Origin of the sequence: Bacteriovorax sp. PP10 (genome assembly GCF_035013165.1) — a bacterium.
In the GTDB taxonomy this organism is placed as follows: domain Bacteria; phylum Bdellovibrionota; class Bacteriovoracia; order Bacteriovoracales; family Bacteriovoracaceae; genus Bacteriovorax; species Bacteriovorax antarcticus.
The window spans coordinates 1,279,113-1,305,377 of the sequence record NZ_JAYGJQ010000001.1 but is presented as its reverse complement, the minus strand read 5'-3'; the positions used below and the strand labels follow the sequence as shown (position 1 = coordinate 1,305,377).

At 37.7% G+C, this 26,265-nt stretch carries 29 protein-coding genes and 1 tRNA gene; 15 read left to right on the top strand and 15 right to left on the bottom strand.

The genetic code is table 11. From position 1 onward, the window contains the following. Positions 1-50 precede the first annotated feature (50 nt). From SHI21_RS06375 to lpdA, 4 genes are read right to left on the bottom strand one after another with little or no spacing between them, the layout of a single operon-like run. Complete coding sequence (locus tag SHI21_RS06375) at positions 51-947, bottom strand: glycosyltransferase family protein (protein ID WP_323575444.1); 897 nt, start codon at positions 945-947, stop codon at positions 51-53. 14 nt (positions 948-961) lie between these two features. Further along, a complete protein-coding gene (locus tag SHI21_RS06370; RefSeq protein ID WP_323575443.1) occupies positions 962-1,258 on the bottom strand; it encodes a hypothetical protein in 297 nt (98 codons plus the stop codon). A 1-nt stretch (position 1,259) separates the two neighbouring features. Then, on the bottom strand, positions 1,260-2,897 hold the full coding sequence (gene sucB, locus SHI21_RS06365) for a 2-oxoglutarate dehydrogenase, E2 component, dihydrolipoamide succinyltransferase (protein ID WP_323575442.1): 1,638 nt from the start codon (positions 2,895-2,897) through the stop codon (positions 1,260-1,262). A 29-nt stretch (positions 2,898-2,926) separates the two neighbouring features. Next, positions 2,927-4,312 (bottom strand): dihydrolipoyl dehydrogenase, encoded by a 1,386-nt coding sequence (gene lpdA, locus SHI21_RS06360; protein ID WP_323575441.1) that lies wholly within the window; start codon positions 4,310-4,312, stop codon positions 2,927-2,929. 98 nt (positions 4,313-4,410) lie between these two features. On the opposite strand from lpdA, the gene SHI21_RS06355 reads away from it, so the two are divergent. The 4 genes from SHI21_RS06355 (at position 4,411) to SHI21_RS06340 (ending at position 6,709) form a co-directional block, all read left to right on the top strand. Further along, on the top strand, positions 4,411-5,307 hold the full coding sequence (locus tag SHI21_RS06355) for a 3'-5' exonuclease (protein ID WP_323575440.1): 897 nt from the start codon (positions 4,411-4,413) through the stop codon (positions 5,305-5,307). Next, positions 5,304-5,567 carry a hypothetical protein gene (locus SHI21_RS06350; RefSeq protein ID WP_323575439.1) on the top strand — a complete coding sequence of 88 codons (264 nt, stop codon included), beginning with the start codon at positions 5,304-5,306 and terminating at the stop codon, positions 5,565-5,567. Before SHI21_RS06355 ends, SHI21_RS06350 begins: the two co-directional genes overlap by 4 nt. 2 nt (positions 5,568-5,569) lie before the next feature. After that, positions 5,570-6,589: a KamA family radical SAM protein gene (locus SHI21_RS06345; RefSeq protein WP_323575438.1), complete on the top strand. Its 1,020-nt coding sequence runs from the start codon at positions 5,570-5,572 to the stop codon at positions 6,587-6,589. A gap of 45 nt (positions 6,590-6,634) precedes the next feature. Then, positions 6,635-6,709 (top strand) — tRNA-Gly (locus tag SHI21_RS06340). Positions 6,710-6,826: 117 nt separating this feature from the next. On the opposite strand, the gene SHI21_RS06335 is transcribed toward SHI21_RS06340, so the two are convergent. The 3 genes from SHI21_RS06335 to SHI21_RS06325 form a co-directional block, all read right to left on the bottom strand. Next, positions 6,827-7,429, bottom strand: a complete 603-nt coding sequence (locus tag SHI21_RS06335) for a hypothetical protein (protein ID WP_323575437.1) — start codon at positions 7,427-7,429, stop codon at positions 6,827-6,829. Between the two features lie 35 nt (positions 7,430-7,464). Next, positions 7,465-8,826, bottom strand: a complete 1,362-nt coding sequence (locus tag SHI21_RS06330) for a hypothetical protein (RefSeq protein ID WP_323575436.1) — start codon at positions 8,824-8,826, stop codon at positions 7,465-7,467. 190 nt (positions 8,827-9,016) lie between these two features. Beyond that, the gene (locus tag SHI21_RS06325; protein ID WP_323575435.1) at positions 9,017-9,967 is read right to left on the bottom strand and encodes a YbgA family protein; all 951 of its coding nucleotides are present in this window, start codon (positions 9,965-9,967) and stop codon (positions 9,017-9,019) included. A 238-nt stretch (positions 9,968-10,205) separates the two neighbouring features. Between SHI21_RS06325 and SHI21_RS06320 the strand changes: the two genes are divergently transcribed. Then, on the top strand, positions 10,206-10,772 hold the full coding sequence (locus tag SHI21_RS06320; RefSeq protein ID WP_323575434.1) for a hypothetical protein: 567 nt from the start codon (positions 10,206-10,208) through the stop codon (positions 10,770-10,772). Positions 10,773-10,828: 56 nt separating this feature from the next. Here the strand turns inward: SHI21_RS06320 and SHI21_RS06315 are convergent, their stop codons facing one another. Then, positions 10,829-11,968 carry a sensor histidine kinase gene (locus tag SHI21_RS06315; RefSeq protein WP_323575433.1) on the bottom strand — a complete coding sequence of 380 codons (1,140 nt, stop codon included), beginning with the start codon at positions 11,966-11,968 and terminating at the stop codon, positions 10,829-10,831. A 302-nt stretch (positions 11,969-12,270) separates the two neighbouring features. On the opposite strand from SHI21_RS06315, the gene SHI21_RS06310 reads away from it, so the two are divergent. Then, positions 12,271-12,711 carry an OsmC family protein gene (locus SHI21_RS06310; RefSeq protein WP_323575432.1) on the top strand — a complete coding sequence of 147 codons (441 nt, stop codon included), beginning with the start codon at positions 12,271-12,273 and terminating at the stop codon, positions 12,709-12,711. A gap of 30 nt (positions 12,712-12,741) precedes the next feature. On the opposite strand, the gene SHI21_RS06305 is transcribed toward SHI21_RS06310, so the two are convergent. Together SHI21_RS06305 and rlmN are read right to left on the bottom strand one after the other, a co-directional pair. Then, positions 12,742-13,143 (bottom strand): response regulator, encoded by a 402-nt coding sequence (locus tag SHI21_RS06305; protein ID WP_323575431.1) that lies wholly within the window; start codon positions 13,141-13,143, stop codon positions 12,742-12,744. A 222-nt stretch (positions 13,144-13,365) separates the two neighbouring features. After that, positions 13,366-14,388: a 23S rRNA (adenine(2503)-C(2))-methyltransferase RlmN gene (gene rlmN / locus SHI21_RS06300; protein WP_323575430.1), complete on the bottom strand. Its 1,023-nt coding sequence runs from the start codon at positions 14,386-14,388 to the stop codon at positions 13,366-13,368. A 90-nt stretch (positions 14,389-14,478) separates the two neighbouring features. Between rlmN and SHI21_RS06295 the strand changes: the two genes are divergently transcribed. Both SHI21_RS06295 and SHI21_RS06290 read left to right on the top strand, forming a co-directional pair. After that, on the top strand, positions 14,479-14,958 hold the full coding sequence (locus tag SHI21_RS06295) for a GNAT family N-acetyltransferase (RefSeq protein WP_323575429.1): 480 nt from the start codon (positions 14,479-14,481) through the stop codon (positions 14,956-14,958). A gap of 207 nt (positions 14,959-15,165) precedes the next feature. Beyond that, positions 15,166-15,552, top strand: a complete 387-nt coding sequence (locus SHI21_RS06290) for a hypothetical protein (RefSeq protein ID WP_323575428.1) — start codon at positions 15,166-15,168, stop codon at positions 15,550-15,552. A gap of 32 nt (positions 15,553-15,584) precedes the next feature. Here SHI21_RS06290 and SHI21_RS06285 read toward each other — a convergent pair whose 3' ends face one another. Beyond that, a complete protein-coding gene (locus SHI21_RS06285; RefSeq protein WP_323575427.1) occupies positions 15,585-17,774 on the bottom strand; it encodes a heavy metal translocating P-type ATPase in 2,190 nt (729 codons plus the stop codon). Between the two features lie 72 nt (positions 17,775-17,846). On the opposite strand from SHI21_RS06285, the gene SHI21_RS06280 reads away from it, so the two are divergent. The 4 genes from SHI21_RS06280 (at position 17,847) to SHI21_RS06265 (ending at position 21,378) form a co-directional block, all read left to right on the top strand. Next, positions 17,847-18,266 carry a MerR family transcriptional regulator gene (locus tag SHI21_RS06280; protein ID WP_323575426.1) on the top strand — a complete coding sequence of 140 codons (420 nt, stop codon included), beginning with the start codon at positions 17,847-17,849 and terminating at the stop codon, positions 18,264-18,266. Positions 18,267-18,432: 166 nt separating this feature from the next. Beyond that, on the top strand, positions 18,433-19,866 hold the full coding sequence (locus SHI21_RS06275; RefSeq protein WP_323575425.1) for a hypothetical protein: 1,434 nt from the start codon (positions 18,433-18,435) through the stop codon (positions 19,864-19,866). Positions 19,867-19,991: 125 nt separating this feature from the next. Continuing rightward, positions 19,992-20,630, top strand: a complete 639-nt coding sequence (locus SHI21_RS06270; protein WP_323575424.1) for a cytochrome b/b6 domain-containing protein — start codon at positions 19,992-19,994, stop codon at positions 20,628-20,630. Then, positions 20,617-21,378, top strand: a complete 762-nt coding sequence (locus tag SHI21_RS06265) for a molybdopterin-dependent oxidoreductase (RefSeq protein WP_323575423.1) — start codon at positions 20,617-20,619, stop codon at positions 21,376-21,378. The genes SHI21_RS06270 and SHI21_RS06265 overlap by 14 nt, the downstream gene beginning before the upstream one ends. A 2-nt stretch (positions 21,379-21,380) precedes the next feature. On the opposite strand, the gene msrA is transcribed toward SHI21_RS06265, so the two are convergent. Continuing rightward, positions 21,381-21,965 carry a peptide-methionine (S)-S-oxide reductase MsrA gene (msrA, locus tag SHI21_RS06260; protein WP_323575421.1) on the bottom strand — a complete coding sequence of 195 codons (585 nt, stop codon included), beginning with the start codon at positions 21,963-21,965 and terminating at the stop codon, positions 21,381-21,383. A 213-nt stretch (positions 21,966-22,178) separates the two neighbouring features. Between msrA and SHI21_RS06255 the strand changes: the two genes are divergently transcribed. Continuing rightward, positions 22,179-22,787 carry an inorganic pyrophosphatase gene (locus tag SHI21_RS06255; protein WP_323575420.1) on the top strand — a complete coding sequence of 203 codons (609 nt, stop codon included), beginning with the start codon at positions 22,179-22,181 and terminating at the stop codon, positions 22,785-22,787. A gap of 12 nt (positions 22,788-22,799) precedes the next feature. Here SHI21_RS06255 and SHI21_RS06250 read toward each other — a convergent pair whose 3' ends face one another. Continuing rightward, entirely contained in the window at positions 22,800-24,662 is a 1,863-nt protein-coding gene (locus SHI21_RS06250; protein WP_323576259.1) for an MFS transporter, read from the bottom strand. 72 nt (positions 24,663-24,734) lie between these two features. After that, positions 24,735-24,869 carry a hypothetical protein gene (locus tag SHI21_RS06245; protein ID WP_323575419.1) on the bottom strand — a complete coding sequence of 45 codons (135 nt, stop codon included), beginning with the start codon at positions 24,867-24,869 and terminating at the stop codon, positions 24,735-24,737. A gap of 132 nt (positions 24,870-25,001) precedes the next feature. On the opposite strand from SHI21_RS06245, the gene SHI21_RS06240 reads away from it, so the two are divergent. Both SHI21_RS06240 and SHI21_RS06235 read left to right on the top strand, forming a co-directional pair. Beyond that, entirely contained in the window at positions 25,002-25,790 is a 789-nt protein-coding gene (locus SHI21_RS06240; RefSeq protein WP_323575418.1) for a hypothetical protein, read from the top strand. Between the two features lie 2 nt (positions 25,791-25,792). Continuing rightward, the gene (locus tag SHI21_RS06235; protein ID WP_323576258.1) at positions 25,793-25,981 is read left to right on the top strand and encodes a VOC family protein; all 189 of its coding nucleotides are present in this window, start codon (positions 25,793-25,795) and stop codon (positions 25,979-25,981) included. Between the two features lie 46 nt (positions 25,982-26,027). Here SHI21_RS06235 and SHI21_RS06230 read toward each other — a convergent pair whose 3' ends face one another. After that, on the bottom strand, positions 26,028-26,201 hold the full coding sequence (locus SHI21_RS06230; RefSeq protein WP_323575417.1) for a hypothetical protein: 174 nt from the start codon (positions 26,199-26,201) through the stop codon (positions 26,028-26,030). Between the last annotated feature and the right edge of the window lie 64 nt (positions 26,202-26,265).

Genomic DNA, 26,265 nt, shown 5'->3' with positions numbered 1-26,265 from the left:
AGCTACAGTACTTGCTTTCAACAGGTCGGATTTGATATTTTGTGCGTTTTTTAGACTCTTCTGTAGTTTTTATATTCACCTAAGCGATAACCAGTCACGGCCTCAATACTGTCAGTAAACATTAACCCTGGAACATTCCAGTCAAGAGTTAGAGGAAGTGCCATAAGATCAATTGGATTTTTATTCTTTTCAATCCATTTGCTCATGACTTTTGGGTGAGTTTTTTTGAATTTCTTTAGTCCCCAGTTTCTTTGGTACTCAAATTCTTTTTGACCAACTTGTCTGCCATGATCCTGGCCATGATAGAAAGTGTCGAAAACTTGAATCTTCTTCTTCATTACTTGTTGAGCACGTGCCCATCCGTAATGGAAAATGCGAGCTGGGATTAAACGAGCTTTTATTTTTGTATCATCAGCAGCACGGAAACCTTGAGCATCTAGCCACGATTTGATGCCTTTGTGATTTCTCACCAGGCGCACTTCGCGGCGATAAAGATTACGAGTGTACTTATAAGTGTCCACGTTGCCGTAGAAGTGCATGTAGTTAAAAATAAGGCCATCAATGCTCTTATCTTTTTCCATCTGCTCTACGCCGTCTAAAATGTATTTTAAATCGTCTTCGTGAACACATTCGTCGCCTTGGATGTATTGGCAGTAATCGCCTGTACATTGCTCAAGAGCGATGTTTGTTTGTTGAGAAAGAATTAATCCAGATTTCGTAATACTCGGGTCCCACCAGCTCGTTACGAATTTATACTTATCACCTTTAAGATTTTCTTTCAGGTAAGCGTATGTTCCGTCGTCTTTAGTGAGTTCTTTGTCGTCGAAGCCTACATTGATGATGACTTCATCGCAGATAGGCTCAATTGAAAGTACACTCTCGAGTATTGGATACCCGAGAGTGAGACCGTTTTTTATAAATGTAAAACCTGAGATTTTTTTAGACATATTATACTTCTAGATTAAATGCATCTGAAGCTAACATCTGTAGCTACGCCTTCGCTCTTTTTGAACATCTTCGTATCTACGTCAACTTCATTAGGAGTTGCTTTAAATGTTTCTTCACTTAAAAACTCTGCCTTCTTCTTTTGAGCTTTGCAAAAAGCATTAGCTTGTTTGTAAGCATTACTTTCTGTGTCTTTTACGTCTTCACCAAGAATACTGATCTGGTGAATCCCCTCAAGACCCGGACGTACATCTTTATAAGATGAACAACCAGCTGCTAAGAGAACTAAAGTCAGGGCAATAAGTTTTTTCATATTAAAATAATCCTGATGGGTCCATCGTTTGAAGAGTGTTGATTACATGGCGAAGGAATTTAGATCCAACATCACCATCGATAACTCTATGGTCGTAAGTATGAGTTGCGTACATCATTTGGCGGATAGCGATTGCATCGTCTTTCGTTACGATTGGACGTTTTGCAATTGTACCAACACAGAAGATAGCTACTTGTGGTTGAAGAATAACTGGAGTTGCAGCAAGGATTCCGAATGAACCATTGTTTGTGAAAGTATAAGTTCCACCTGACATGTCTTCCATAGTTAATTTCTTAGCTTTTGCTTTTGTAACTAGTACATCTAGAGCGCGAGCAAGACCACGAAGGTTAAGATTATCTGCACCTTTGATAACTGGAACAACAAGACCTTGTCCTGGAACTGCTACAGCACATCCAAGGTTGATATCTTTTTTGTAAACAATGTTATCGCCATCAACAGAAGAGTTCACGATTGGGAATTCTTTTAGAGCTTGAACGATAGCGTATAGAATGAAGTGAGTGTAAGTAAGAGCGAATCCCTCTTCTTTCTCAAATTGCTTCTTGAATCCTTCTCTGAACTTCACAAGGTTAGTCATATCAACTTCGTCGATTGAGTTAACGTGTGGAGCAGTAAGTTTTGATTGTTGCATGTTTCTAGCAATCGTCTTTCTGATGTTAGTCATTGGAACGATTTCAACTCTCTCACCTTTTCCGTATGCCGGTGTGAAAGAAGCTGGTGCTGATGGTGCTGCTGCTTTTGGAGCTGAAGAAGTTGCTTGAGCAACTGGTGCTGCAGATCCTGCAGATTTGCGTCCGCCTGCTACGTATGCTTCGAAGTCTGCTTTATTTACTCTTCCTGCTGCTCCCGTCCCTTTAAGGTTCGCTAGCTCAGAAAGTGGAACTCCAGCTTCTTTCGCCATTGCTTTAACAAGTGGAGTGTAGAATCTGTCGTCGTGAGTTTGTGCTGCTGCTGGTGCCGCTGCTTTTGGAGCCGCAGTTGTAACAGTTGCTTGAGTTGATGCTACTGGTGCTGCTGCCGCTGGTTTTGCTGAAGCTACTGCTCCGGCATCTCCAATAACTGCAATTAACTTTTGAATATCAACCGTGTCACCTTCTTTATAAAGAAGTTCAAGAACAGTTCCTGCGTATGGTGAAGGAATTTCTGATTCTACTTTATCAGTTGAGATTTCAAGTAGAGTTTCGTCTACTTCGATTTTATCTCCAACTGCTTTATGCCATTTAGTGATTGTTCCAGTTGTAATTGATTCACCCATTTGAGGCATAACGATTTCGTGTCTTTCTCCACCAGATGTTGCTGGTGCAGATGCTTGAGCAACTGGTGCGCTTGGTGCGGAGTTGGGGTGCGGAGCTGTCGCTCCTGGTTTTGAAGCTGCTGCTGCCGCATCGTCTTCAATAACTGCAATTAACTTTTGAACGTCAACTGTCTCGCCTTCTTTGAAAAGGATTTCGACAATCACTCCACTAATTGGTGAAGGAATTTCTGATTCTACTTTATCAGTAGAAATTTCAAGTAGTGTTTCGTCTAGTTCAATCTTGTCACCAACATTTTTGTGCCATTTAGTGATTGTTCCAGTTGTAATTGACTCTCCCATTTGGGGCATTACGATTTCGTGTCTCATATAAATCTCCTTAAAAACTAAATTTCAAATTAGAAGTTCAACGCTCTATTCTTAGAAGCAAGAACCGCTTCACCTAACCACTCACCAAGAGTTGGATGCGGGTGAATAGTTGCGAAAATTTCTTCGTCAATTCCTTCCATAGTTTTGAAAAGAACGTACTCATGAATTAACTCAGTAGCGTGAACACCAACAATGTGTGCTCCCAGCATTTCTCCGTGTTTCCCCATAAGAGTTTTAACGAAACCAACTTTTTCATTCGAAGCAACAGCTTTACCGTTAGCTTGGAATGGAAGTTTACCAACTTTGTACTCGATACCTTTCGCTTTAAGTTCTCTTTCGGTGTAACCAACTGAAGCAACTTGTGGCTGACAGTAAGTACAACCAGCGATGTTCATTTTATCGATTGCATGTGGATGTAATCCAGACATGTGCTCAGCTGCTGTAACACCTTCATGAGAAGCTGCGTGAGCAAGAAGAGGAGGACCAGCAACGTCACCGATAGCGTAGATGTTTGGAGTTGTTGTTTGGTACATATCGTTTACAGCGATGAATCCGCGGTCAGTTTTGATACCAACAGCTTCAAGACCGATGTTGTCGATGTTTCCAGTCATACCAACTGCAATCAGACCCATCTCGAATTTGTATTCAACTTCTTTTCCACCCTCTTTTGAGAAGATAGAAACGTCTTTCCCGTTATTAACTGCGCGAACGCCTTCAATACCAAGATTCATTTTGATTCCGTATTTTTTGTAAGCTTTTTCTACTTCGATTGATGAATCATCATCTTCGATAGGTAGTAAGTGTTTTTGAAGTTCGAAAATATGAACTTCAACACCGAAAGCATTCCAGAAGTATGCGAACTCAACTCCGATAGCTCCGGCACCAATGATACCGATAGACTTTGGAAGAGTTTCCATTTTTACAGCTTCCCATGCACCAATAAGTCTCTTTCCATCATGCTCAAGGCCTGGGAAAGATTTATAGTGAGCACCAGTTGCAACAATTAGGTTTGTGAACGTAAGTGTTTCAACAGCAGTTGCTGTTTTTACTTCAAGAGTTGTTTTTGATTTGATTTTTCCAAAACCAGAAATAACTTCGATTTTGTTTTTCTTCATCAAGAAAGCGATACCTTTCGACATTCCTTCAGCGATACCAGTTGCACGCTTTACAGCCGTTGCACCGTTAAGACCTTTTACGTCTACATCGATTCCGTATTCTTTCATGTCTGCAAGTTCGTGAACTGAGTGAGCTGCCTTTAAAACAGCTTTAGTTGGAATACAACCACGGTTAAGGCACACCCCACCAAGTTTATCCATTTCTACGATCGCAACTTTCTTTCCTAACTGGCTTGCTCTAATTGCAGCCACATAACCACCTGGACCTGAGCCCAGAACAACAACATCAAAAGTTTTCATTGATTGAATCCTTAAATTTTTTAGTTTAAAGTACGCCTAAAGTTTTAAAGATTAAGGCCCACGTTGTCAATGAAAGGACCGTCATTTAAGTGATTAAAATGCAAAGCGAAAACACCATGGATTTAACCGAGGCCGAGAAGCAGAAACTCTGGGAATTTTTTCCTAAGGGCATCATTGCCATCGATCTTGAAACCACAGGGCTATCGCCTCTTGTCGATCGCATTATTGAAGTCGGTGCGATGAAGATAACGCCCGAAGGAACTGTGATTTATCAGACGTTAATTAACCCTGAAATCCTGATCCCAGAGCACACAATTGCCATTCACAATATCACTGACGAAATGGTGAAAGACGCCCCACTTCTAAACGATATTCTTTCTCACCTAAAAGAGTTTATGGGCGACCTGCCAATAATCGCTCACAATGCTAAGTTCGACTTAGGGTTCATCGTGATGGGTATGCAGAAGGCCAATCATGAGCTTGCAGCCAACGAGATTTATTGTTCTTGCAAGCTGGCAAGACAAACGCACATGGAAGTCACCAACCATAAACTTTCAACTTTGGTAAAAGAATTAAATATCCCTTTAGTAAATCATCACCGTGCCACAGATGACGCGTTTGCATCTCTGAAAATATTTATGAGTTCATTGGAGAGAATTAAAACTCCTCTTTCACCAATGCTTAAGCGTTATGGCCTTCTATTTTCGTTAACTGATTTTGAAAAAATTAAAATGGAAGACCTTCCTCCGCATTTAAGTAAACTAGAATTACTTGTGAAAGAAGCTGCAGTAGTTGAGATTTTATATAGCGGTGGAAATCACAAGAAAGAATATAGACCAGTAAAGCTAACTAGTTTATTAAACACTCCCGACGGAAATATTCTATATGCACGTTGCCTATGGAGTGATATGCAGAAATCGTTTAAGCTTAACAAAGTAACTGATCTTCGCAAACCATCAGCAGAAGACATACAAAAGTGGCTCGCAAAAAAATGAAAGGCTTTATTACAAAAGAAAATATTTGGTATCGTACTCAACAGTTGATCATCTTCATTCTGCATCTAATCCTACTTAGATGGATGTTTTACGTTCTATCTAACTCAGGAAGAATGATTATGACGGAAGTGTTTTATCACTTCATCGGAATGTCGATTATGGGTGCTCTACTTATTCGTGGTTCTGCTTACTGGGCACGCCACCACTACATCAAAGAAATCAAAAAAGAACTCGATCATCCAGAGGATGGGAAAGTTTAACTATGAGCTGGACTCACGAATTTAAAGACGCATTAAAGACTCGCGAGGATTTATCAGAATTCTTCGAAACTGATTTCCCTGAAATCAAATTTCCGCTTTTTATTCCGAAAGTTTTTGCTGCTAAAATTTTAATGGCAGGGCCTGATTCTCCCCTGTGGAAACAGTTTTTACCTCATAGTGAAGAAGACTCTAATCTAGGTCGATTAGATCCGATTGGTGATAAAGTTCACGCTAAAAATAATCAACTGATTCATCGTTATGAAAATAGAGTTCTGTTTACACCGACAACGGTGTGCCCAGTACTATGTCGATACTGCTTTAGAAAAAATGAACTCTCTGAAAAAGATGAGATCTTTGATCAGAAGTTTAAAGAAGCGATTGCTTATTTGACGGTGAATCCTGAGATCAACGAAGTGATTTTCACTGGTGGTGATCCGTTTATTTTGAGTAATGAAAAACTAGCTTTATATATTCAGGAATTTTCTGAAGTTGAATCAATTAAGTATATTCGCTTTCACACGCGTACACCTGTGATTCTTCCTTCTCGTATTGATGAAGGACTACTCGCGGTTTTAACGAGTGCTAGTGCGCTTTTTAAGCGTTGTATGGTGATGATTCACGTGAATCATGTGAGTGAGTTAACTGAAGACGTTCGAGATGCGATTGCTCTGTTGAATGAGAATCACATTGAAGTGTTTTCTCAGAGTGTTCTACTGAAGGGTGTGAACGATACAACGGAAGATCTTTATAACTTGTTTTCTGAGTTAGCAGATTTGAAAGTTAAGCCTTATTACCTACATCATCCTGATGAAGCTCGCGGTGCGATGCATTTCTATATGGGACTTGAAGAAGGCCGCAGGATCTTTGCTCCCCTTCACAATAAACTGCCTGGTTGGGCACTGCCCCAATACATAATCGACATTCCTGGTGGCGAAGGGAAAACTTCTGCGTTTAACCCGGAAAGCTTTGAATTTAATGGGTCTTTAATTAACCGAAATGGAGAAAAAGTTAAAATTAATTGACATAATTTGGTCAGATAATTAATATGCACTTCACCAACGTCTTATGCGGATTTAGCTCAGTGGTAGAGCGTCTCGTTGCCATCGAGAAGGTCGCAAGTTCAACCCTTGTAATCCGCTCCATTTTATTATCTCATACAAAAAAACTCATTCTACTAAATTGCCAATTTTCGATCAAATAAGTCTTAAACAAAAGAAACAATCTTTAGAATTCCAAAGATTGCTTCTTTAAAAATATTTTTAAGATTGCCCGAATACATCAATAGAAGAATTAAAAGTAGGATTAGTTGGATCATTGCTATTAACTGTTAATGAAAATCTTTCATGTGTCTCACTCCAACCAGATGGCGCACTAGCATCCCAAACTCTTCCAGCTAAAGTACAACTGCTACTAGCTAGTCTAACTTTAAATTCAGCAGAACTTCCTGGTGCAATTGGCAATGAAGGCTGTGTCACTACCGTGAACTCATTAGATGGATTATTCGTAGACGTTGTCTTTGTAAGTGTAACCGCTGTCCCAGTTTTTGTAAGACAACCAGTTCCACTATTTACTAGCTTGAAAGTAAAATCATTCTCAGAACCATTGCAATTTTGGCTTAAATTAAAAACCGAGTCATTAGTATGATCTGAATATGAACCGTTTGCAGTTAAAGCAGTCCATTGAGGTCCTCCATTTCTATCCACTTGCACTGCAAGCGCTGGCGAGCCTACACCAACACAGGTTGTCTCACCATTATTACCGGATGCTACTGAAGATGAATCATCCCCACAAGAATTCAAAAGTGCGCAGCAAGCTGTAAAACCTAAAACTCTAGCAACTTCAATTGTCTTTTTCATTTTCATTTTATTCTCCTGTAAATGTTTTATAGAAACTATCCTTAACTCAATTTTATATTACTCATCATTGCTCGCATAAATGGCCATGCTTCAATCAAATAGGCATAAGACTGGAACCACCCTTGTGTCACTTGCAATTGCTCATCCCGATTACGACCATCTCGAAAACTTTCAATGGGAAGATATAAATCATTTTCAATAACCATCTTTTTACAAAGCTCAACTTCTTGCCTGGCCAACTTGGGCCATGATGACTTGGTAACAAATGTATGTGATTTTAATCTTTCAAGCTGAGACTCTAAATTCGTCACTCGTGCCATAAGACTCCTTCTGGATAAATTTTTTAAAGATTCCGCAAATTTTATTGGGGTTTGTTCTGCCATTTTTTTAAAATGATCAGCTGCTAATGCATAACGATCATCAGTCGCAAGTGATAATGGTACATCCTGAAGCCACTCGCTCCACATTAACCAAATATAATCATTGATACGAAAATCAAGTTTACCGAGGTCTGAGTATGCTCCTCTATCCATAATTGGTTTATGTAAAACACTGGCATGCAAGTGCGCAGTCATGGCTTCTGCATTTAAGGCCTTTGTAGCACAGACAAAAGCACCGTCAACATTACGGCCAAAAGGAAAACATGGAGCAAGCATAAATTGATTATTCATTCCAAGCATGTAGGTCGCAATTGAACTATAAGGCACCATATGACTTTCAACTGCTTCATTCCAAAGAATTCGACTTCCTAATGCCTCATCAATAAATTGTGGATTCTCACAAAAATTTCCTAATGATTCGTCATCAAAAGTAAAAATAAACCGTGGCCCACCATAGATCGAGTGTCCTCGAAGACCTGGTGATGAAAAAGCTGCTCTTTGCAATACTCTTTCATGAAGCCATATAAAATCAGAAACTGTTACAGAATAAGTTTCTAACTCAAATACCTCTAAGTCACTCCAGTCTTTAAATGAAAAAAAGGTTTTACTATTTGCAGTCTTTTGCTTGTGTATCGAACGAGGCAGAGACCTAATATCAAAAACAACATCATCGTCACTACTAATAAATGTCTCACCGATAGTAGAAAGATTAATCGCATTACGATGTATTCCCTCAGAGCCTTCAATATGATGAGCTCCTAACGCAAAACGAGCGGTCTCAATAGGAAGCCCGTAAAATTCTAAACCTTTTTCAATTTCTAAAATTAGTTTTTCTCGATAAACGTCATCAATATATAGAACATCTTCTGATGGAAGGTAGTCTGGAGCTATTTGAGAAATTCCCGACTCAGCAATTATATAGCGAAGTGACTTTGCCTGCTCACCGAGAGCATTAGTTAAACTACTGACTGATCGTCGTAATAAATCGGGCCTTTCATGACTAAGCCATGCAAACGTTCTCATTAAGTTTAGATTCCTGAAATGAATTTTAATGTAATCTCATTTCATAATTTTCACATAGAGTCGTTAGCTCGATGTCATCCTAAAGGATGACAAAATAACAAAATATAATTTAAATATACTGTACTAGCTTTGAACTAGTTTTAAGACGGCAACCTAACTAATAGACTTCAAGACAGCTTCTCGCCCTAAATTAATTTTCATTCAACTCTTTCGGAAACTGATTCAAAAAGTAATGATTCTTCAAATACATGTGATGATATTTATCTATCAAAAACTCAAGCATTTTAAGTGGCACGAGATAAGGCAATATCGAAGCATTGTAATCAGCTATCATCTGAAGAATAACCTTCTTCTCATCTGCAGCTAATTCATTCTTAAAAAACCCAATTAAGTGATGGAAGACATTCGTTCGAGACTTGCGTGTTGGAATTTTACTTAAAGTCGAAAATAGTAATTCGGAATAAGTTGCATATAAATGCGAATGATCATGATCCCCACTGCTATTAGCTGCAATCGCTCCAAGCTGCCTCATCCTCTCTTGATCATGCTCCATAATTAAAAACTTATACCTGGCATGAAAATCCTGAAGGGCCCTCACCGATCCATCCAATTTCGAAAAACGGTGATAACACATAACTCTTCTTAAAAAATTCTCTCTCTCGTTCTTATCAAAAAACCTTCCACTATCAATAACCGGCAACATCGGATTTTGACTCATAAGCATTGTAGCAAAAATGCCTCGATTTTTAGGAGTGAGTTTCATATTGTAAAGTTCTTCTTCTTTTTCATTAAAGAGTTTTACTCTCTCCACTCCACAGCTAGGAGATTTCTTCTGTAAGATCGCCCCGCAAATGTCACTGGTTTTTTGATCGATAATATCTTGTGAAGTTACTAGAGCTGAATCGGTGTAATCCGTTTTAGATTTCCCACCAATCATTTTAATGTCACCATTCTTGTGAAGCTGCAAATTAACAGGCTCACGAGGAATACTCATCCCCATTTGCACTTCCGGGCAAACTGAAACGAATTCAAAATAATCGGCCATCTTGGTAGTTATCCAAGCATCCAGCTTATTTCCGCCATCATACCTGACATTGTTTCCAAGCATGCATGAACTGATTAAAATTTTTGGTTTTTCCATATATCTATAACTCTGAAAATTAGCATCATTCTAATTTTTTTAATTATACCCATTAATCTAAAAGGTGCCAATCCGCCGGAAATCCGACGCTCTAATGCCGACTTCCCAGCAACTGCCGAAATTCCGACAATACCTTAGCGATCTAACTATCTAAAACCTCTGACTTTTACTATTGGCACTTTCACTGCAATATATCCTTACAACAACCACTTCTTAATGAAGCTACAAAGGATAAAACATGAAATCAATCATCTCAATCACTGCTCTGCTATCAACACTTTCTTTATTTTCTTTCAACGCAATGGCATCTGTTGCTTATGGTACACCGATACAGGTGAATGCTGGAGCAACTGTAAATATTGAAAAATTAGAAATAGGTAATGAAATTCTAACTGCATCCGAAGGTTCGACAAAAGACAACATCATAGCAAAACAAATAGCACTTGAGTTTCACGCAGGTACAGTTTCTGAAATAACTACTGCCTTTATCGAGTACGGTGATAATTCTAAACTCATCACAACACTTGATCAAGCAATGCTAACTATCAGTGGCCGATTAGTTCATGTATCTGACTTGGTTCCAGGCCAAGATCAGTTAGTCGATGCTTCTGGAAATGCTGTTAATATTAAAAATATCTTTATCGGAAGATTTCAAGGTGGAGTCGCTGATTTCGCTCCAAAGTCAGAATATGTGACAGAAAATTTATTCTTAGCTAATGGAGTTTTTCTTGGATCTTTCAGAATTAATTTACAATTAGATCAAGATAACAATATGGAAGCATTTAAAGGACAAGTATTACATTAAAAGTTTCTGCAGGTTGTGATTGAGTTTGATTCAATCACAACTTGTTCGAGATGTTTTTAATTATAATTGAGAGGTAAAGTAAAACTAAAAGTGCTACCTTCATCAACTACTGATTCAACAAATATTTTTCCATTATGAGATTCAACGATCCATTTCGAAATAAATAAACCAAGACCTGCGCCTTTTCGCTCTTTACCATTGAGTTGAGAAAATCTTTCAAAAATTATATCTAACTTCTCGTGAGGAATTCCAGGACCTTCATCTTTAACAGAAACTACAATATTATCTTCGATCCTTTTAACCGAAAGAACAATCTGTCCTCCTGCTTCGGTATACTTTACTGCATTCCCTACTAGATTAGATAAAACTTGGAGAATTCTATCGTGATCAACATTAGCATTAAGTCCTGATTCAATAGGTTCAATATTAATTGAAAAGAATTTACTTGCAGCTATCGGATCAAAAAGTTCTTTGCACTCATAAATTAATTCTTTTAAATCAAAACTTTTCAGATTTAACTTAAGATCACCATTTACCATTTGCTCAACATCCAATAAGTCTTCAATCATTCTTCCCATTGTCGCAACATTACGTTCAACAGTTTCAAAATATTTATTAAAACTCATAGGCTCAAGTTCTTTTTTTAGAAAAGCTCTCTTCATGGCATTAGTACTTAAAGAAATGGCAGCAAGAGGATTTTTTAAATCATGGCTTAGAATTCCAAGATATGTATCTCTTGTGGTTAAGGCATCCTGAGCTGTCGTGACTAAGAGAGAACTATTTTTAGACGCATTATCGCTTCCTTCTCGTTCACAAAGCAAATTGTTATCTGTATCTGCTCTTTCTGAATTTAGAAGAACTTCGGCAATTTGTTTTTTTTGATCACGTTCTTCCGTAAGGACTTTATCTTCAGCTTTCCTTGCAATATTTCTTGCAAGGTCCGAGCGCTTTCTTTCAGCGTCCAGGAGTGGTGTCTTATGAGATGCATCTTCCAGCCTTGTTATGTCGGCCTGATCTCTTGAAGCTTTAAGTTTCGCATCTGCTTCACGTCTATTGGCAGAAACGATTTCATCAGACTCGTCTTCAACAGATTGGCTTTCGTTAACTAAATAATCATCTGTTTTATTACGTTCAGATTTTAAACTATTATCAGTGTTATCTCGATGATCCTTAAGAACATTTTTCTGATTTACCAATCTTTCCTCCAGAGTATCCAATGACTTTTTTTGGTAATTTTAACATTTATCACGCAATAAGAATCGTTATTAAATTTAATCTCTTCTGTAAGTAGCTGATACCCTCTTTTCATAAATGCGCATTCTTCTATTTAATGCATACAGAAACACTTTTTAATATTTTGAGCATCATAGATATTTTAATCCTACCTCTTTCAGTATCTTAACCTTTAATTAAGTCTGTCTAACCCACGATCGAAGACAAACAAAAATGTTGCTCCTACAATTCCTAAGAAGTCTTAATGATCAACATAGGAGCTCATATGAAAAGAACTGCACAGGCACATTGGAAAGGCGACGGAAAAACGGGAACTGGAAGTCTTACGACTCAAAGTGGAGTTTTAAAAGAACAACCCTACTCATTCAATACACGTTTTGTTAGTGAAGATGGAAAAGCAGGAACCAACCCAGAAGAACTTCTTGGTGCGGCCCATGCCGGATGTTTTTCTATGCAATTATCATTCATGATTACAGAAGCAGGATTTAAAGTTGATGACATCAAAACAGAAGCGAGTGTGGATGTTCAAAATAAAGGTAGTGGATTTGAGATAACAGAAATTGTTTTAAATCTTAGAGCAAAAATTCCAGGGATCACTAAAGATAAATTTGAAGAAATAAGTAAGAAGGCCAAAGAAGGATGTCCTCTTTCTAAAGCACTTGCCGCTACAAAAATTACATTAGTTAGTGAGTTAATGAACGCTTAAATATATTAGGCCAAGAAACATCTTGGCCTATTAGATAAAACTTATCTTCAATCCAAGTTTATCCATATTGAATTCATTCTCAACTTGAGTGATCATTTCATCAATGTCAAAAGGCTTAGCAAAGAAATTTCTAGCTCCAGCTGCAATACATTCTTCCGGCGTTAATTCAGAATGACCTGAAATGAAAAAGAAGGTTGGTTTATTTTTCCCAAGACTTTTAACGTAATTTAAAACGTCGAGTCCATTACCGCTTGGCATTTTATAATCGCATAAAACGACTTCAGGCAAAGATATTTGAATTTTTGCGATTGCTTCATTTCCGTTTGCAGCAGTCATCACATTGTGTCCCCTGCTTACAAATTCATCTGCAATCATTTTTAGTAATTCGACTTCATCATCAACAATTAAGATTTTTATTTTGTTTTTTTTCATAGTCCTTCCAATAAAAAAAATAAGTGGTAATTGCTTATCGTTATAAAATCATACTAACTAAAATCCAATTTAAGGCCATGATTTAGATACCTAATTATATATGTGTGAATCAAAGCAATAGCTTATGAGTGTGATTACTGGACTATTTCAACTAGCTTTGATTTGGGGATGGGAATGTCTGGAAAACAACACAAAATGGTAGGTCTTTAAACGGTGTATTGCTTAGGATTTTAACTGACCACAGGCCGCAAGAATGTCAGAGCCTTTAGTTGTTCTGATCATCGTTCTTAACTTTCTTTCCACCAGCATCTCTTTAAACTCTTCGACTCTCGCGTCAGATGGTCTCTTGTATTTGCTTCCTGGAAATGGATTGAAAGGAATGATATTAATAGCAGACTTTCTTTCGCCTAATAGTTTTAAAAGCTCATCAGCGTCTTCTACACGATCGTTTAGTCCATCGATTAGAAGATATTCATAAACAATGAACTGTCTCTTCATCAGGTCTAATCCATCAAGTGCTTCAAAAATATCTTCCAGTGGAAAATGTTGATTGATTGGAATCAGCTCTTTTCTAATATCGTTAAATGGCGAGTGCAGAGAAAGGGCAATATTGATCTTAGGAAAGTCGTTCAGCTTCTTAATACCTGGTAAATAACCAGCTGTAGATAAAGTCATCTGTCTTGGCCCCATTCCTAGTCCCAATGGCTCCATAAAGACGTTAATGGCCTTTAAAACTTCAGTGCTGTTATGAAGAGGCTCCCCTTGTCCCATGAACACAATGTTCGGTGACATAGTTTTTAAACCTAGCTCTGTATCAAGATAATTAGCGGCCACAATATACTGACCGATAATCTCACTGCTTTTTAAATGTCTCGAAAGTCCCATCGTTCCTGTGTAACAGAAACTACATTTCATCGCGCATCCAACTTGAGAAGAAAGGCATACTGTAAAACGTTTGTGGAAAGGGATCAGGACAGTCTCTACTGACTTGCCATCAGAGAACTCCATCAAGAACTTTACAGTTCCATCCGGTGATTTAGAAACAGTATGAATTTTAGGAAGATCTAATGTAAAGTTTTTAGAAAGCAAGGCCATGATCTTTTTAGAAATCGGCTGCTCATGTTTATTTTTTTTATAAAGATTACGAAAAATAGTCGCAGAAAAATCCGGCGAGATATCGTTGGCAGATAAAAAAGACTTCAGCTCTTCTTCTGTTAATTCGTAAATTGATTTTTCTAATGTCATAATGTCTTTATCTGTAACGCCTAGGTCTAAATATGTCTAGATAAAACGGATTCCTACGGAAGAAATGCAGGAAAATAGCAGCGGTAACATATGGAAATTTTATTATCAGGAACTCCTATGATTAAAAATAACATTCAACTCACACCGGTATCCCCTAAGGACCTGGGTAGAACCTATGACCTCTTTAAAGAAGGACTCTACGACGTTTCAGAGAAGGCCTTTGGATGGGATGAGACATTCCAGCACGAGCGCTTCAATAAGGCCTATAGGCCAGAGTGGTTTTATTGGATTGAAAACGATTCAAAACAAGTTGGGTACGTCTGTTTTAACGTCAGAGAAAAAGATTTGCATGTACATGTTCTCATCATCTCCAAAGAGTTTCAAAGTGCAGGCTTTGGAAAAGATGTGATGGAGCTTCTTGCAGATATTGCAAAACAAAGCAGTGTCGATGTGACTCTTTCTACATTGAAAAATAATGCTGGTGCAGTAAAGTTCTATCAGAGACTTGGTTATAAGATTGTTGGACAAGATGATTATTTTTACGATCTCATTTTAAAATTACGGGACTAATTTCACCGGCCGGGATAAGTTTTGTGGTGATTTTCATCATCTCCTATACTCAAGTATTGTGAATTAAATTCCTCAAGCATCTTGCTTAACTCACCAAAACATTTCAAAGATTTTTATTTTTTAAATACATGCTATTTATTTTCTAAACTTGGGCCGCAAGCTTGCAATTTGTTTATCAAAACAAAAAAAAGAATGAAGGAGTTGTTCATGAAAAGACTTTTGCTACTAGCGCTTTGCTCGGGTTCATACTGTGAGGCATTTGCTAAAGATAGTGATTGGAAACTTTGTAAAGACGATGTTGTAGTATCTGGTGAAAATTCAAAATTAGTTGTGAATGCATATGAACATAGAACAAGTAACGGTAGAGCTGCTGATCTTACTTTAATCTACGGTGGAAATGTACTACGAGGCAATTTAGATACTTCTGAATCAACTAGTGGTGTTGTTAAGCTTAAAGGCGATAACTCTTTATTTAAAGGAACTGCGGCCATTGATTATCAAACGGGAGCAATCAGCTTAGTGGGGAAACTAACTTTAAATAAAGTTGTTAGTGATCTTAATGCAGGCCTTGCATGTGAAACTTTATCAAATTAAGCAGACCAGAAATACTAGTCTGCTCGTCAAAGTTATTTTTTTATTTTTAAAAGTCTTAACGAATTTAAAACAACAATTAAAGTTGCTCCAGTATCGGCAATGATCGCCATCCACAAATTCGAATAACCAATAAAAGTCAGCACTAAAAATATTAATTTTGTCACAATAGCAAAAGCGATATTGAACTTAATCACATGTAAAGTTCTTCTTCCTGCTTTTAGAGCAATCGGAATTTGCTTTAAATCATCTGCCATTAAAGTGATGTCGGCCGTTTCAATTGCTGTTCCAGAGCCAATCCCCCCCATTGCAATTCCCAGCGATGATTTCGCCATGGCAGGTGCATCGTTCACTCCATCCCCAATCATGGCCACATGCTTATGCTTTTTAAGAAGAGTTTCAATATGCTTTAATTTATCTTCTGGTAATAAATCACCATATGCATTGTCAGCATTAACTAACTGACCGATGGCCTCAGTTGTTTTTTGATTATCTCCACTTAAAATAACAACTTCTCTTACTCCGGTCATTTTAATTGCACTAAGGGATTCTTTAGCATCGGTTCTAATCTTATCTCCTAAAATAATCCATCCATACACTTCCCCGGCCGTATCTGAGTGATTTTTTCGTCCTACAATCACAATTGAGTCTGCTTGGGACTCAATAAGCTCAAGATTATTTTTTAAATTTTCCGCAAGCCCAAGTTCCTGAATATATTTTAAGTTCGCTAAGAAATAAGTTTGGCCTTTAAAAATGGCTTCAATCCCTTTGCCTGGAATGTTTTTAAAGCTTGTCACTTCAGAAGGTAAAACATTAAGAGACTTTCCATATTTCAAAATGGCCATTGCGAATGGATGAGTTGAATGATTTTCTAATGACGTTGCAATTTCCAGAATTTCTTCAACTGTCTTTGATCCATTTTTTTCTACACTTTTAACTTCAGGTTTCCCTTCAGTAATTGTTCCTGTTTTATCTAATGCGATTGCCTTAATCTTGCCGAGCATTTCAAGATGTGTTCCGCCTTTAATAAGTACTCCATTTCTAGCAAGTGAAGTTAAGGCCGATACAATCGAAATAGGAGTTGAAATAACCAGTGCACATGGGCATGCAATAACAAGAAGGACTAAAGACTTATAAAACCATTCATAAGAATCCCCGCCTGATAGAACTGGGATTACATACGTAAGGATAGCGAGAACAAAGATAACTGGTGTGTAGATTTTTGCAAATTGATCGACAAACTTCTGAGCTGGTGCACGTTCAATTTGTGATTCTGCCACTAGTTTGATGACATGAGATAATTTTGTATCATTGAAAACTTTTCCAACTTTAATATCGAAACTTCCATCTTCATTGATTGTTCCAGCAAAGACTTCATCCCCTGCTGTTTTAAACACAGGTATAGACTCTCCAGTTAATGAAGCTTGGTTAACACTCGTTGTTCCCGAAACCACAATTCCATCAAGAGGAATACTCTCTCCTGATTTCACTCTAATGATCTGACCAACAGAGACAGCTTCTACGCTCACTTCTTCTGTCGTATTTCCTTTCAATAAGAAAGTTGTTGCTGGTGTAAGTTTAAATAACTCTTGAATCGCATTGCGAGCTCTCTGAACGCTTAAGCTTTCTAATAACTCTGATAGTGCGAATAAAAATACAACAGTTGAGGCTTCTGAGTATTGCTTAATAATAAGTGCGCCAATCACTGCGAAAGTCATCAACACGTTCATGTCTAAGCTGAATCGCTTTAATGCCCCGAACGCTTTTGGGAAAATAAGAGTTCCACCCGTCAGGATAGCGATTGCAAATAAAATATTTCCAATAAGTATATTGGACAAGAAATGCTCAACCAGCATTCCTGCAACTAACGCAACTCCAGAGATGGCCACTTTAATAATTCTTGATTTATTTGGATTACCTGGAGATTCATTTTCTACAACCTTTACAACAGTTGAATTGATTCTCTTTTGTAAAAACTCTTTTGTTATCTTTTGAGTGTGAATAATCTGCACCGTAGAGGCCATCAGATTGGCCTTCACTTCAAGCACTCCCTCACCCCTAAGAGCGTCATTAATGGCCTTAATCTCGTCAGGACAGTCCATATTCAAGACTTTAAAAGTTGTTTTTAGATCATCGCTACTGATATTTTTTGAAGTGATTTCCTCTGCTATCGCTTGAGATCCACCTCCGCAACAATGACTATGATCGTGTGGTTTATGTGCCATTTTTTTGTTCCTTTTTAGATTTCATAATCATAATATAAACCCTGTAGTAGATACAGGGTCAAGGAGCATCCAATGTTACGTAAAGAAGTCTCAACTCTTTTAGATATCGACTCAGAAACAATGCGTTACTATGAAAATCGCAACCTCATCAGTAGGCCTTCAAGGCTGAGTAATGGTTATAGATCTTATAGCGAAAAAAATATTGAAGAGATTAAATTCATCCAACACTGCCGCTCTTTAGGGATTGGATTAGAAGAAATAAAAGTACTACAAGACCTCACAAAAAAATCTTCAGACTGCTCAAGTGCAAATTCAATTATTGAAAAAAATCTTAAACTCATTGAAACCAAAATCGCTGAACTTAGTAATTTGCAAAAGCAATTATTAAGCCTATCGACAAGATGCCATACACAAGGCCCTAGCGACGATTGTGGGATTGTAAAAAGCTTAGTTGAAGATTCACATGCATTTAAAAAACAGCACTTGCACTGAGTGTTTCAAAAACAAGTTATTTCCAACACCTTGTTTACACAAAACATTGGCAGTGAAATTTAGTAAGTTTTCCGAATGATAATCATAACCTGCTTAGATCTCAGCCAAATTGAATAAAGTGGTAATTTGTTTAAATTTTAAATCACTTTAATACGATAATTGGGACATGAAAAAATCAAATAAAACACTACCTCTAGCAGTTCTCCTTTGTACATCAATCCTAGGTTTAGAAGCCAATGCTGCCACTGCGGTTAGTATTAGCTCTCCACCTAATAACTACTACGTGACCAGCGCCAATCAAAAGGCAGTTGCGATCGAAGGCTCATGCGCGGCCAGAATACTTGTCAGCACAATGGCAACTGATTCTGCTAAAAAATCGACGTCGACTAAATCGACAACTTGCGATTCTAAATCAAAGTACAAAATGCAGTTGAATTTATCAGGTTTAAAAGACGGGAACATTCAAATCAAAGTTGCTCAAGTCGTAAATCGAGTGACTCAAAATGTTTATCAAAATGTTATTAAAAATACAGCAGTGACACCGGCGCCTACTCCAGTTCCTGCACCAACTCCAGCTCCGGCACCTATACCAGTTCCAACACCTGTACCTATACCTCCAGTGTCGACAACGACAACACCTGATCCATTTTTGACTCAGGTATTTTCGAACAGCTCGCCTTGGAATACTCCAATTGAAAATAATCCTGAGCTTGAAACAAAAACAGTTCAGATGATGCAATTAGTGAAAGATTACTCAGTAGCAGGTGGATATCCTGCTAAGTTAGGTCTTGCTTATAAAGCATGGACAGTTCCACTACATTTTATTGATTCAACGACTGCAGTTAAGCGAAGTGTATTTTTTGATACTGCTCGATATGATGCAGAAGGCTTTCATGATTCAGTTGATCCAACTGGAAGTGGTGTAGTTAATAATGTTCCAATGCCACTGTCTGTATGGGCGGATCCTCAAACTGACGGACACATGGGTATGTATGATACTGCGACTGGTTTAATTTATGAATTTAGTAAGTTCCGTTGGGTTTCTGGAGTAGCTTACGCTACGAAAGTATCAATTTATGATAGCACGAGTACAGGACTAGCAACTGCATACAACGGACAACGTTGGTGGATGAATGGTGTACGTGGATCAGGATTGCCAGCTGTTGCTGGACTAATTCGTCACAGTGAATTTCTAAGCGGAGAAATCAACCACGCTCTAACTCTTTCAGGGCCAACAAACCGTTTGAAAAAATTAGCTACTGATACACATAAAAAAGAACTTTGTGGGCCGATGGCAACGAGAACTGATGGATGGGAAATTGGAGAGAATACAATTCTTGAAGGTGCCCGCATTCAGTTAAATCCGAACTTGAATTTGGACACACTTGGACTGAGTGCTGATGCAAAAGTCATTGCAAGAGCTCTACAAAAATACGGTGGATTCATGGCCGACAACGCTCCAACTTTCAATGTTTATTTTGAAAACTTAGGGCCTGCTAACCATTATAAATGGGAGCAAACTGGTCTAGGTGATTTGAATAAAATTCCTCTTGAGCAGTTTAGAGTTCTAAAATGTAATGATATCAAAATCAGAAACTAAGACTTAATACTATAAGGGGTACTCGATAAGAGTACCCCTTTTTTAATTAGACCTACTCATTACTTCCAAAATCTATATTTAATCTTTAAATGCCAAAATAGAATAAAGCATATTTAATATTCATCATGGCCGATGAACAAATCAGAATCACCGAAAAACACTCACGCATCCTTCGATGGTCACACTGGATAAACTTCCCTCTTCTATCGTTAATGATATGGAGTGGACTACTTATTTATTGGGCCAATCAAGCTTATATTGAAATCCCGCCAAGTCTGGCCTTTCACCTTTCAATTGAAAGTCGTCTTGCAGAAGGAATGGGATGGCATTTTTTATTCATGTGGGGATTTTTTTTCAATGGTCTGGTTTATATCAGCTACCTGCTTATCAGTGGCGAATGGAGAAGCCTGGCACCTGACAGGCACACCCTCAAAGAGGCCTTCCAGGTTGTCCTGCACGACCTAAAACTAAGTAAGGTAGTACCTCCTATGAGGGGAAAGTTTAATGCCGCTCAAAAGCTTGCTTATTGCGCTGTCATCATCATGGCCATTGGGTCTCTCATTACCGGACTTGCTGTTTATAGGCCTGTGACTTTTGGATGGCTCACAAATTTACTAGGTGGCTATGAAGCTGCTCGCCTTGAGCACTTCATCCTTATGGTTGGCTATATTCTCTTTTTTATCATCCACATCATTCAGGTTATGCGTGCAGGATGGAATAATTTCAGGTCAATGATTGCGGGGTATGAAATTGAAAGAGAGTAAAACGAAATTAGTAAGTGCTAAGAAATTAAATCTAAGACTATTACTATCCATTGCTATTGGATTATTAATGGCCGTTTCTGCTTACGTTGGATTTAAACTTGTAAAATCCGGGCCAACACTGGACGAAACACCAGCACTTATCCGCCACTCTTTTATTTTAAATGAGCGTTTTTGGTCTCAGTTTTATTCTTCTGGTGATCTCTCAGTAAAAAAACCGAATCCTCCGGCAGGCAAAGAACCGAGAGTGAATGGATTCTTAGGCCTCGAAGATGATTTAGTATTAAAAAATTACAAAGTCACAATTGAAAGTGGCAACAAAAAATTATCATTACCTATTTCTGCATTTCATGTAACTCCTAAATTTGGTTATGCCACCGACTTTCGTTGTGTCGAAGGTTGGAGTGAAATCATTCAATTTGCCGGAGCAAAGTTTTCTGATTTTATGGAATTTTATCATGTCGGTCGAAAATCAGATGGCACTTACTACAACTATGTCGGTTTTGAGACTCCTGATAGAAAGTACTATGTCTCAATTGATATCGAATCAATGCTTCACCCTCAAACTCTTCTGGCCTACGAAATGAACGGTAAAGGCCTGCGGGAAGCCAATGGGGCCCCTTTACGTCTGGCAATCCCCATTAAATATGGTTTCAAAAATTTAAAACGTATTGGTAAGATTTTTTTCTCAGACACTCGTCCGCCCGATTACTGGGCGGAGAATGGTTATGATTGGTATGCAGCTTTATAAATTTATTTTTTCGCAGGAACATCGAAAGAAATTTTGCGTAAGTAATGATTGTCATACCCGCCTGGATTTTTAACCAGGTACTTTTGATGATAATCTTCAGCTGGCCAGAATTTTTGCGCCGGAGTGATTTCTGTCACGACTGGTTTTTTCCATGCTCCAGATTTATCAACCTTAGCTTTGAAGGCCAGTGCTTCTTCTTTTTGTTTTTCCGAATTATAGAAAATAGCAGAACGGTATTGAGACCCTTCATCATTTCCTTGTCTGTTTAGTGTTGTCGGATCATGCAGCTTAAAAAATTTATCCATCAATGATTGATAACTCACAACACTTGGATCAAAGACTATTTCCACGCTTTCTGCATGCCCAGTACTGCCATCGTGCATTTGATCGTATTTAGGGTTGGCGGTTTTTCCACCAGTGTAGCCAACTTGAGTTTTTAATACGCCTGGGATTTTTCTGTAGAATTCTTCTACTCCCCAAAAGCATCCAGCTGCAAAAGTGGCCGTTTCTGTTTTAGCAGTTGGTTTTATTTCTGCATGAATGGCAAAGGTAAAAAAGACTGTTAGTAGAACTAATATTTTTTTCATTTTGCTACCTCTCGACGTTTTATCACTCAATCATCTTATCACTTTTTTTATGACCTATCCCTTAACAACAGTTAGACCAAGTAATTTACTATAGTTTAGCAATGGGGCTGCGCTCCCCAAATAATTTAGTTAATTTTTAATATATTTCCATACAAAGATTGTCGGCCCATTTAAAGAATTAGATAATTTTACGACTTATTCAAAAGGATTTTTATGAGTATCAAAAATTTTCAAAAGTTTCGTCCCCACCCTTGGCATGGAATTCACATTGGCAGTGAAGCTCCAAAAATCGTCAAGGCCTATATTGAGATCATTCCTAACGACATGATCAAGTATGAAATCTGTAAAGAGACTGGATATATCAAAGTTGATCGCCCACAAAAGTTTTCTTCTCTTCCCTCTTTTTTATACGGTTTTATTCCTGAAACTTATTCTGCTGAAACAACAGCATCTTTATCAAACATGGCCGATCGTGGTGATGGTGACCCTGTTGATATTTGTGTGCTTTCAGAACTTCCGATAACGAGAGCAGATATCATCATGGACGTAAGAGTGATTGGTGGGATTCGTTTAATTGATACTGGTGAAGTGGATGATAAGATCGTTGCCATTTTAAACGGTGATCCCTTCTATGATGGGGTGACTGATATTTCTCAAGTCAATGCAGTTATCATTGATCGTATGAGACATTATTTTTTAAGTTACAAATCAATTCCAGGTGAACCAGTTAAGACTCAGATTGAGTCTATTTATGGGGCGAATGAAGCTTATAAAGTTATTAAGGCCGGGATTACAGATTACAATACTCATTTTAAAAATTAGAAGCCACTATAATTATTTTTTTCTAGTTAACATTTGCAATGTATGTTCTTCGAGTATTTTGGCATTGACCTGATCTCCGGCGAAAGCTGGGTCAATATCAACTATGACCTTTGACCAAATTCTGCGTGGGATAACTGTAAGCTCGCTGGCGGCATGTCCATACTTACGGCTAAAAAAGCTTCCCCATAATCCATAAATTGTCATTGGTATGACCGGTACATTAGAATCTGCAAGAATGCGCTCAATCCCTGGTCTGAAAGGACTTAGTGTTCCATCTTTAGTGATTTGCCCTTCTGGGAAAATACAAACAATCTCCCCTTCATCAAGTGTCTCTTTAATTTTAACAAAAGCTTCATCCATAATTTTTGGATCTTCCTTAGTTCCGGCAATTGGAATAACCTTCGCCCCTCTAAGTAAAAAACTGACAAAAGGAATTTTCGTAAAAGAATAATGCATTACAAATCGAACTGGTCTCTTTACTGAACTTGCGACAATCAACCAATCGACAAAACTGATGTGATTGCAAATTAAGACAGCTGGTCCTTCTTGAGGAATATGCTTATGTCCATCAACCTTCAAACGGTAAATCATTCTGGTTAAAATGAAGCAAACAAATCTTAATAAGAATTCAGGGATAATTGTATAGATGTAGATAGCGACAAGTGTATTTAAAACAAATAGTGCAAGAAAGACATCAATCGCACTTAATCCTAAAGCATATAACCCAACCAAAACTCCGGCAGAGGCCACCATGAAAAGAGCATTAAGAATATTATTGGCAGCAACAACTCTCGCGCGCTCATTTCGTTCTGAGCGTGTTTGAATAAATGTATATAGTGGAACAATGAAAAATCCACTCATGATAGATAGACCCATTAGATCAAAAAGAATTCTATAGATCCCTTTCACACCAAGAAGCTCAGTCACACCTCTGGCCACTTCTGTTGAAGGAAGAGCACCAGCAAAATAAAGATCCAGTACAAATAAAGATAAACCAATAGAGCCAAAAGGCACGAGTCCCAACTCTAGACGTTCATGACTTAGCTTTTCACAGATAACTGATCCAATCGCCACACCAATGCTAAATATCGCCAGCAATAAAGTGACAACATGCTCATCCCCATACAATCCAGTTTTAACATAGACAGGAAAGACAGATAGTAATGTTGCACCAAAAAACCAAAACCAAGAAATCCCCAGGATCGAAATAAAAACACTTCTTGTTTTTCTAGAGATTTTTATAATTTCAACAGTTGAACTGAAGATATTAAAGTTAATTTTTCTTTTCGAATCGACAGTCGCAATCGAGCTGACTTGAAAAGAAAAAGCGACTCCGACGATGGCCATAATAACTGTTGTAACTGAAACAGATAAGGCCCCATGATTACCAGCAATCAACAATCCACCAGTAATTGTTCCAATTAGAATAGCAAGAAAAGTTCCCATTTCGACAAAAGCATTACCTTTTACAAGTTCATCTTCTGTAATGAGCTCTGGAAGTATTGAATACTTTACCGGCCCAAATAAAGTCGACTGCACTCCTAGCAGGAATAAACATAAAAGAAGCAAAGGAACCATATTAAAACAAAAACCAATAGTCCCAATACAGACAATAAAAAGTTCTAAAATTTTTGTGGCCCTTACAAGTTGATGCATCGGAAACTTATCAGTCAATTCCCCAGCAATCGCCGAAAATAAAAAGAAAGGAAGAATAAAAAGTCCTCCACAAAGAGCAACCATTTGTTCTGGTCTAAGTCCCATCACGCTTGTTGCCTGATAAGTTATAAGTATGACGAGAGCATTTTTGAATACATTGTCATTCATTGCTCCAAAAAATTGCGTCCAGAAAATTGGCCAAAACCTTTTTGAGGTCATCAAGTTATCATTCATTTGTTATTCCTTTTCGACTATTCTAAATCAAAGCTCATTATTATCAACAAAACTCCTTTAAGAAATTGTTGCTGCTATCGAATAAGAAAGACCCTGAAGCAAGACTGATTTTTGCATGAACAAATAAACAATCGTTCCCATATAAATCGTTACAAGAGTCACAAGGGAGAAGGCTTCAATATAGTTTTTCATAAAATCTCCTTGATCAATTCTCTCATGTATTGAACTCTCCAGAACGATCAAGGAGTTACAATGTAATTAATATTGAAATATCGCCCATTATGACTTGTTGAATTTAATTCTTATTTTCATTACAATGTAACAATGAGAAAAGGATCCACTGGAAATCAATATATTAAGCTCTTTTATTCTGCAATCATTGCGACATGGTTGAATCGCGAAGAAAAAGGCTTTAGGCAAAAGGATGTCCGCTTCTATCTCGATCTCATACTCGATTGGATGGAGAGCGCTCCCTTTGCCAAGAATGTTGTCATTCAAAATACACAGATGATGCGATTCCTTGAACAGTTGGTAGAAAAGCAATGGTTGACTAAAAAAAACCAGAATCCCCCCGTTTATTTTTTTAATAACAAGCATTTTATGGAACTCATTCGTGAAACACTTAGCACATCAGAGAATGATCCTTATGAAGTATTCTTTCTTCAATTTCACCTGGCCTCAGTTTACAGAGAGTCACTCTCTGAAATGTTATTCATTAGAGGTGTAGAACTTTCACGCGGACAAAAAATAGATATTGAGCATTTATTGAATGAGAAATTTTTATTAAGAAATCAAATTGAAAGGATCGAATTAGAAATTAAGAAAATCTCGCTAAGACAAAATGAGATTAGTAAAATGATTAATTTTTCCAAAGAAGAATTAAGTAAAAACTCAGATGCTATTGAGGTTGCTAAAAAACTTGAAACGAAATATCCATATCAACTACAGTATCAAAAATCGATGTCAAAGGCCTTTCTTGAAATCCATCCCAAACTCAGATCACTCGAGTTGACTCTCCACTCAGAAAAAAGAATGATGACGCTCTGGTCACCTATGGAAAATTATCTTAGGGCCTATTTAAGTACACTAGAGTCCATGCAGCAGCAAACCTAGACATCGGAAATAATATTAGTATTAGCTTACACCCTGATAGCAAAGCAGAGACAGATCAACTCTTTAATGAATTGTCTGCTGGTGGGAAAATTGAAATGCCACTTCAAGATGCTTTCTGGGGTGATTACTTCGGATTTTGTACTGATAAGTTTGGAATTCAGTGGATGTTTAACTGCGAATCTAAAAAATAAATAATCCGTTGTGTGGTCGAGAAAAGACCACACAACGGATTAATAACTAATGTTTTTGGTTATTAGCTTTCTCTTTACTGCTATCTTTCGATTCTCTATTTTCTTTCTTTTCTTCTTTCGCAGCATTTTCTGCCACATGCTTAATGAAATCTTTTCTGTCAGCAGTCGGATCACTTATATTACGATGATCACCTTTCATACCTTTATCGCTTTCTCGCATAAAACCTCCATAAAAAATTAAAACCTCTTATGAAAATATTGCAATTTTTTTGCCAGCAAAGAAT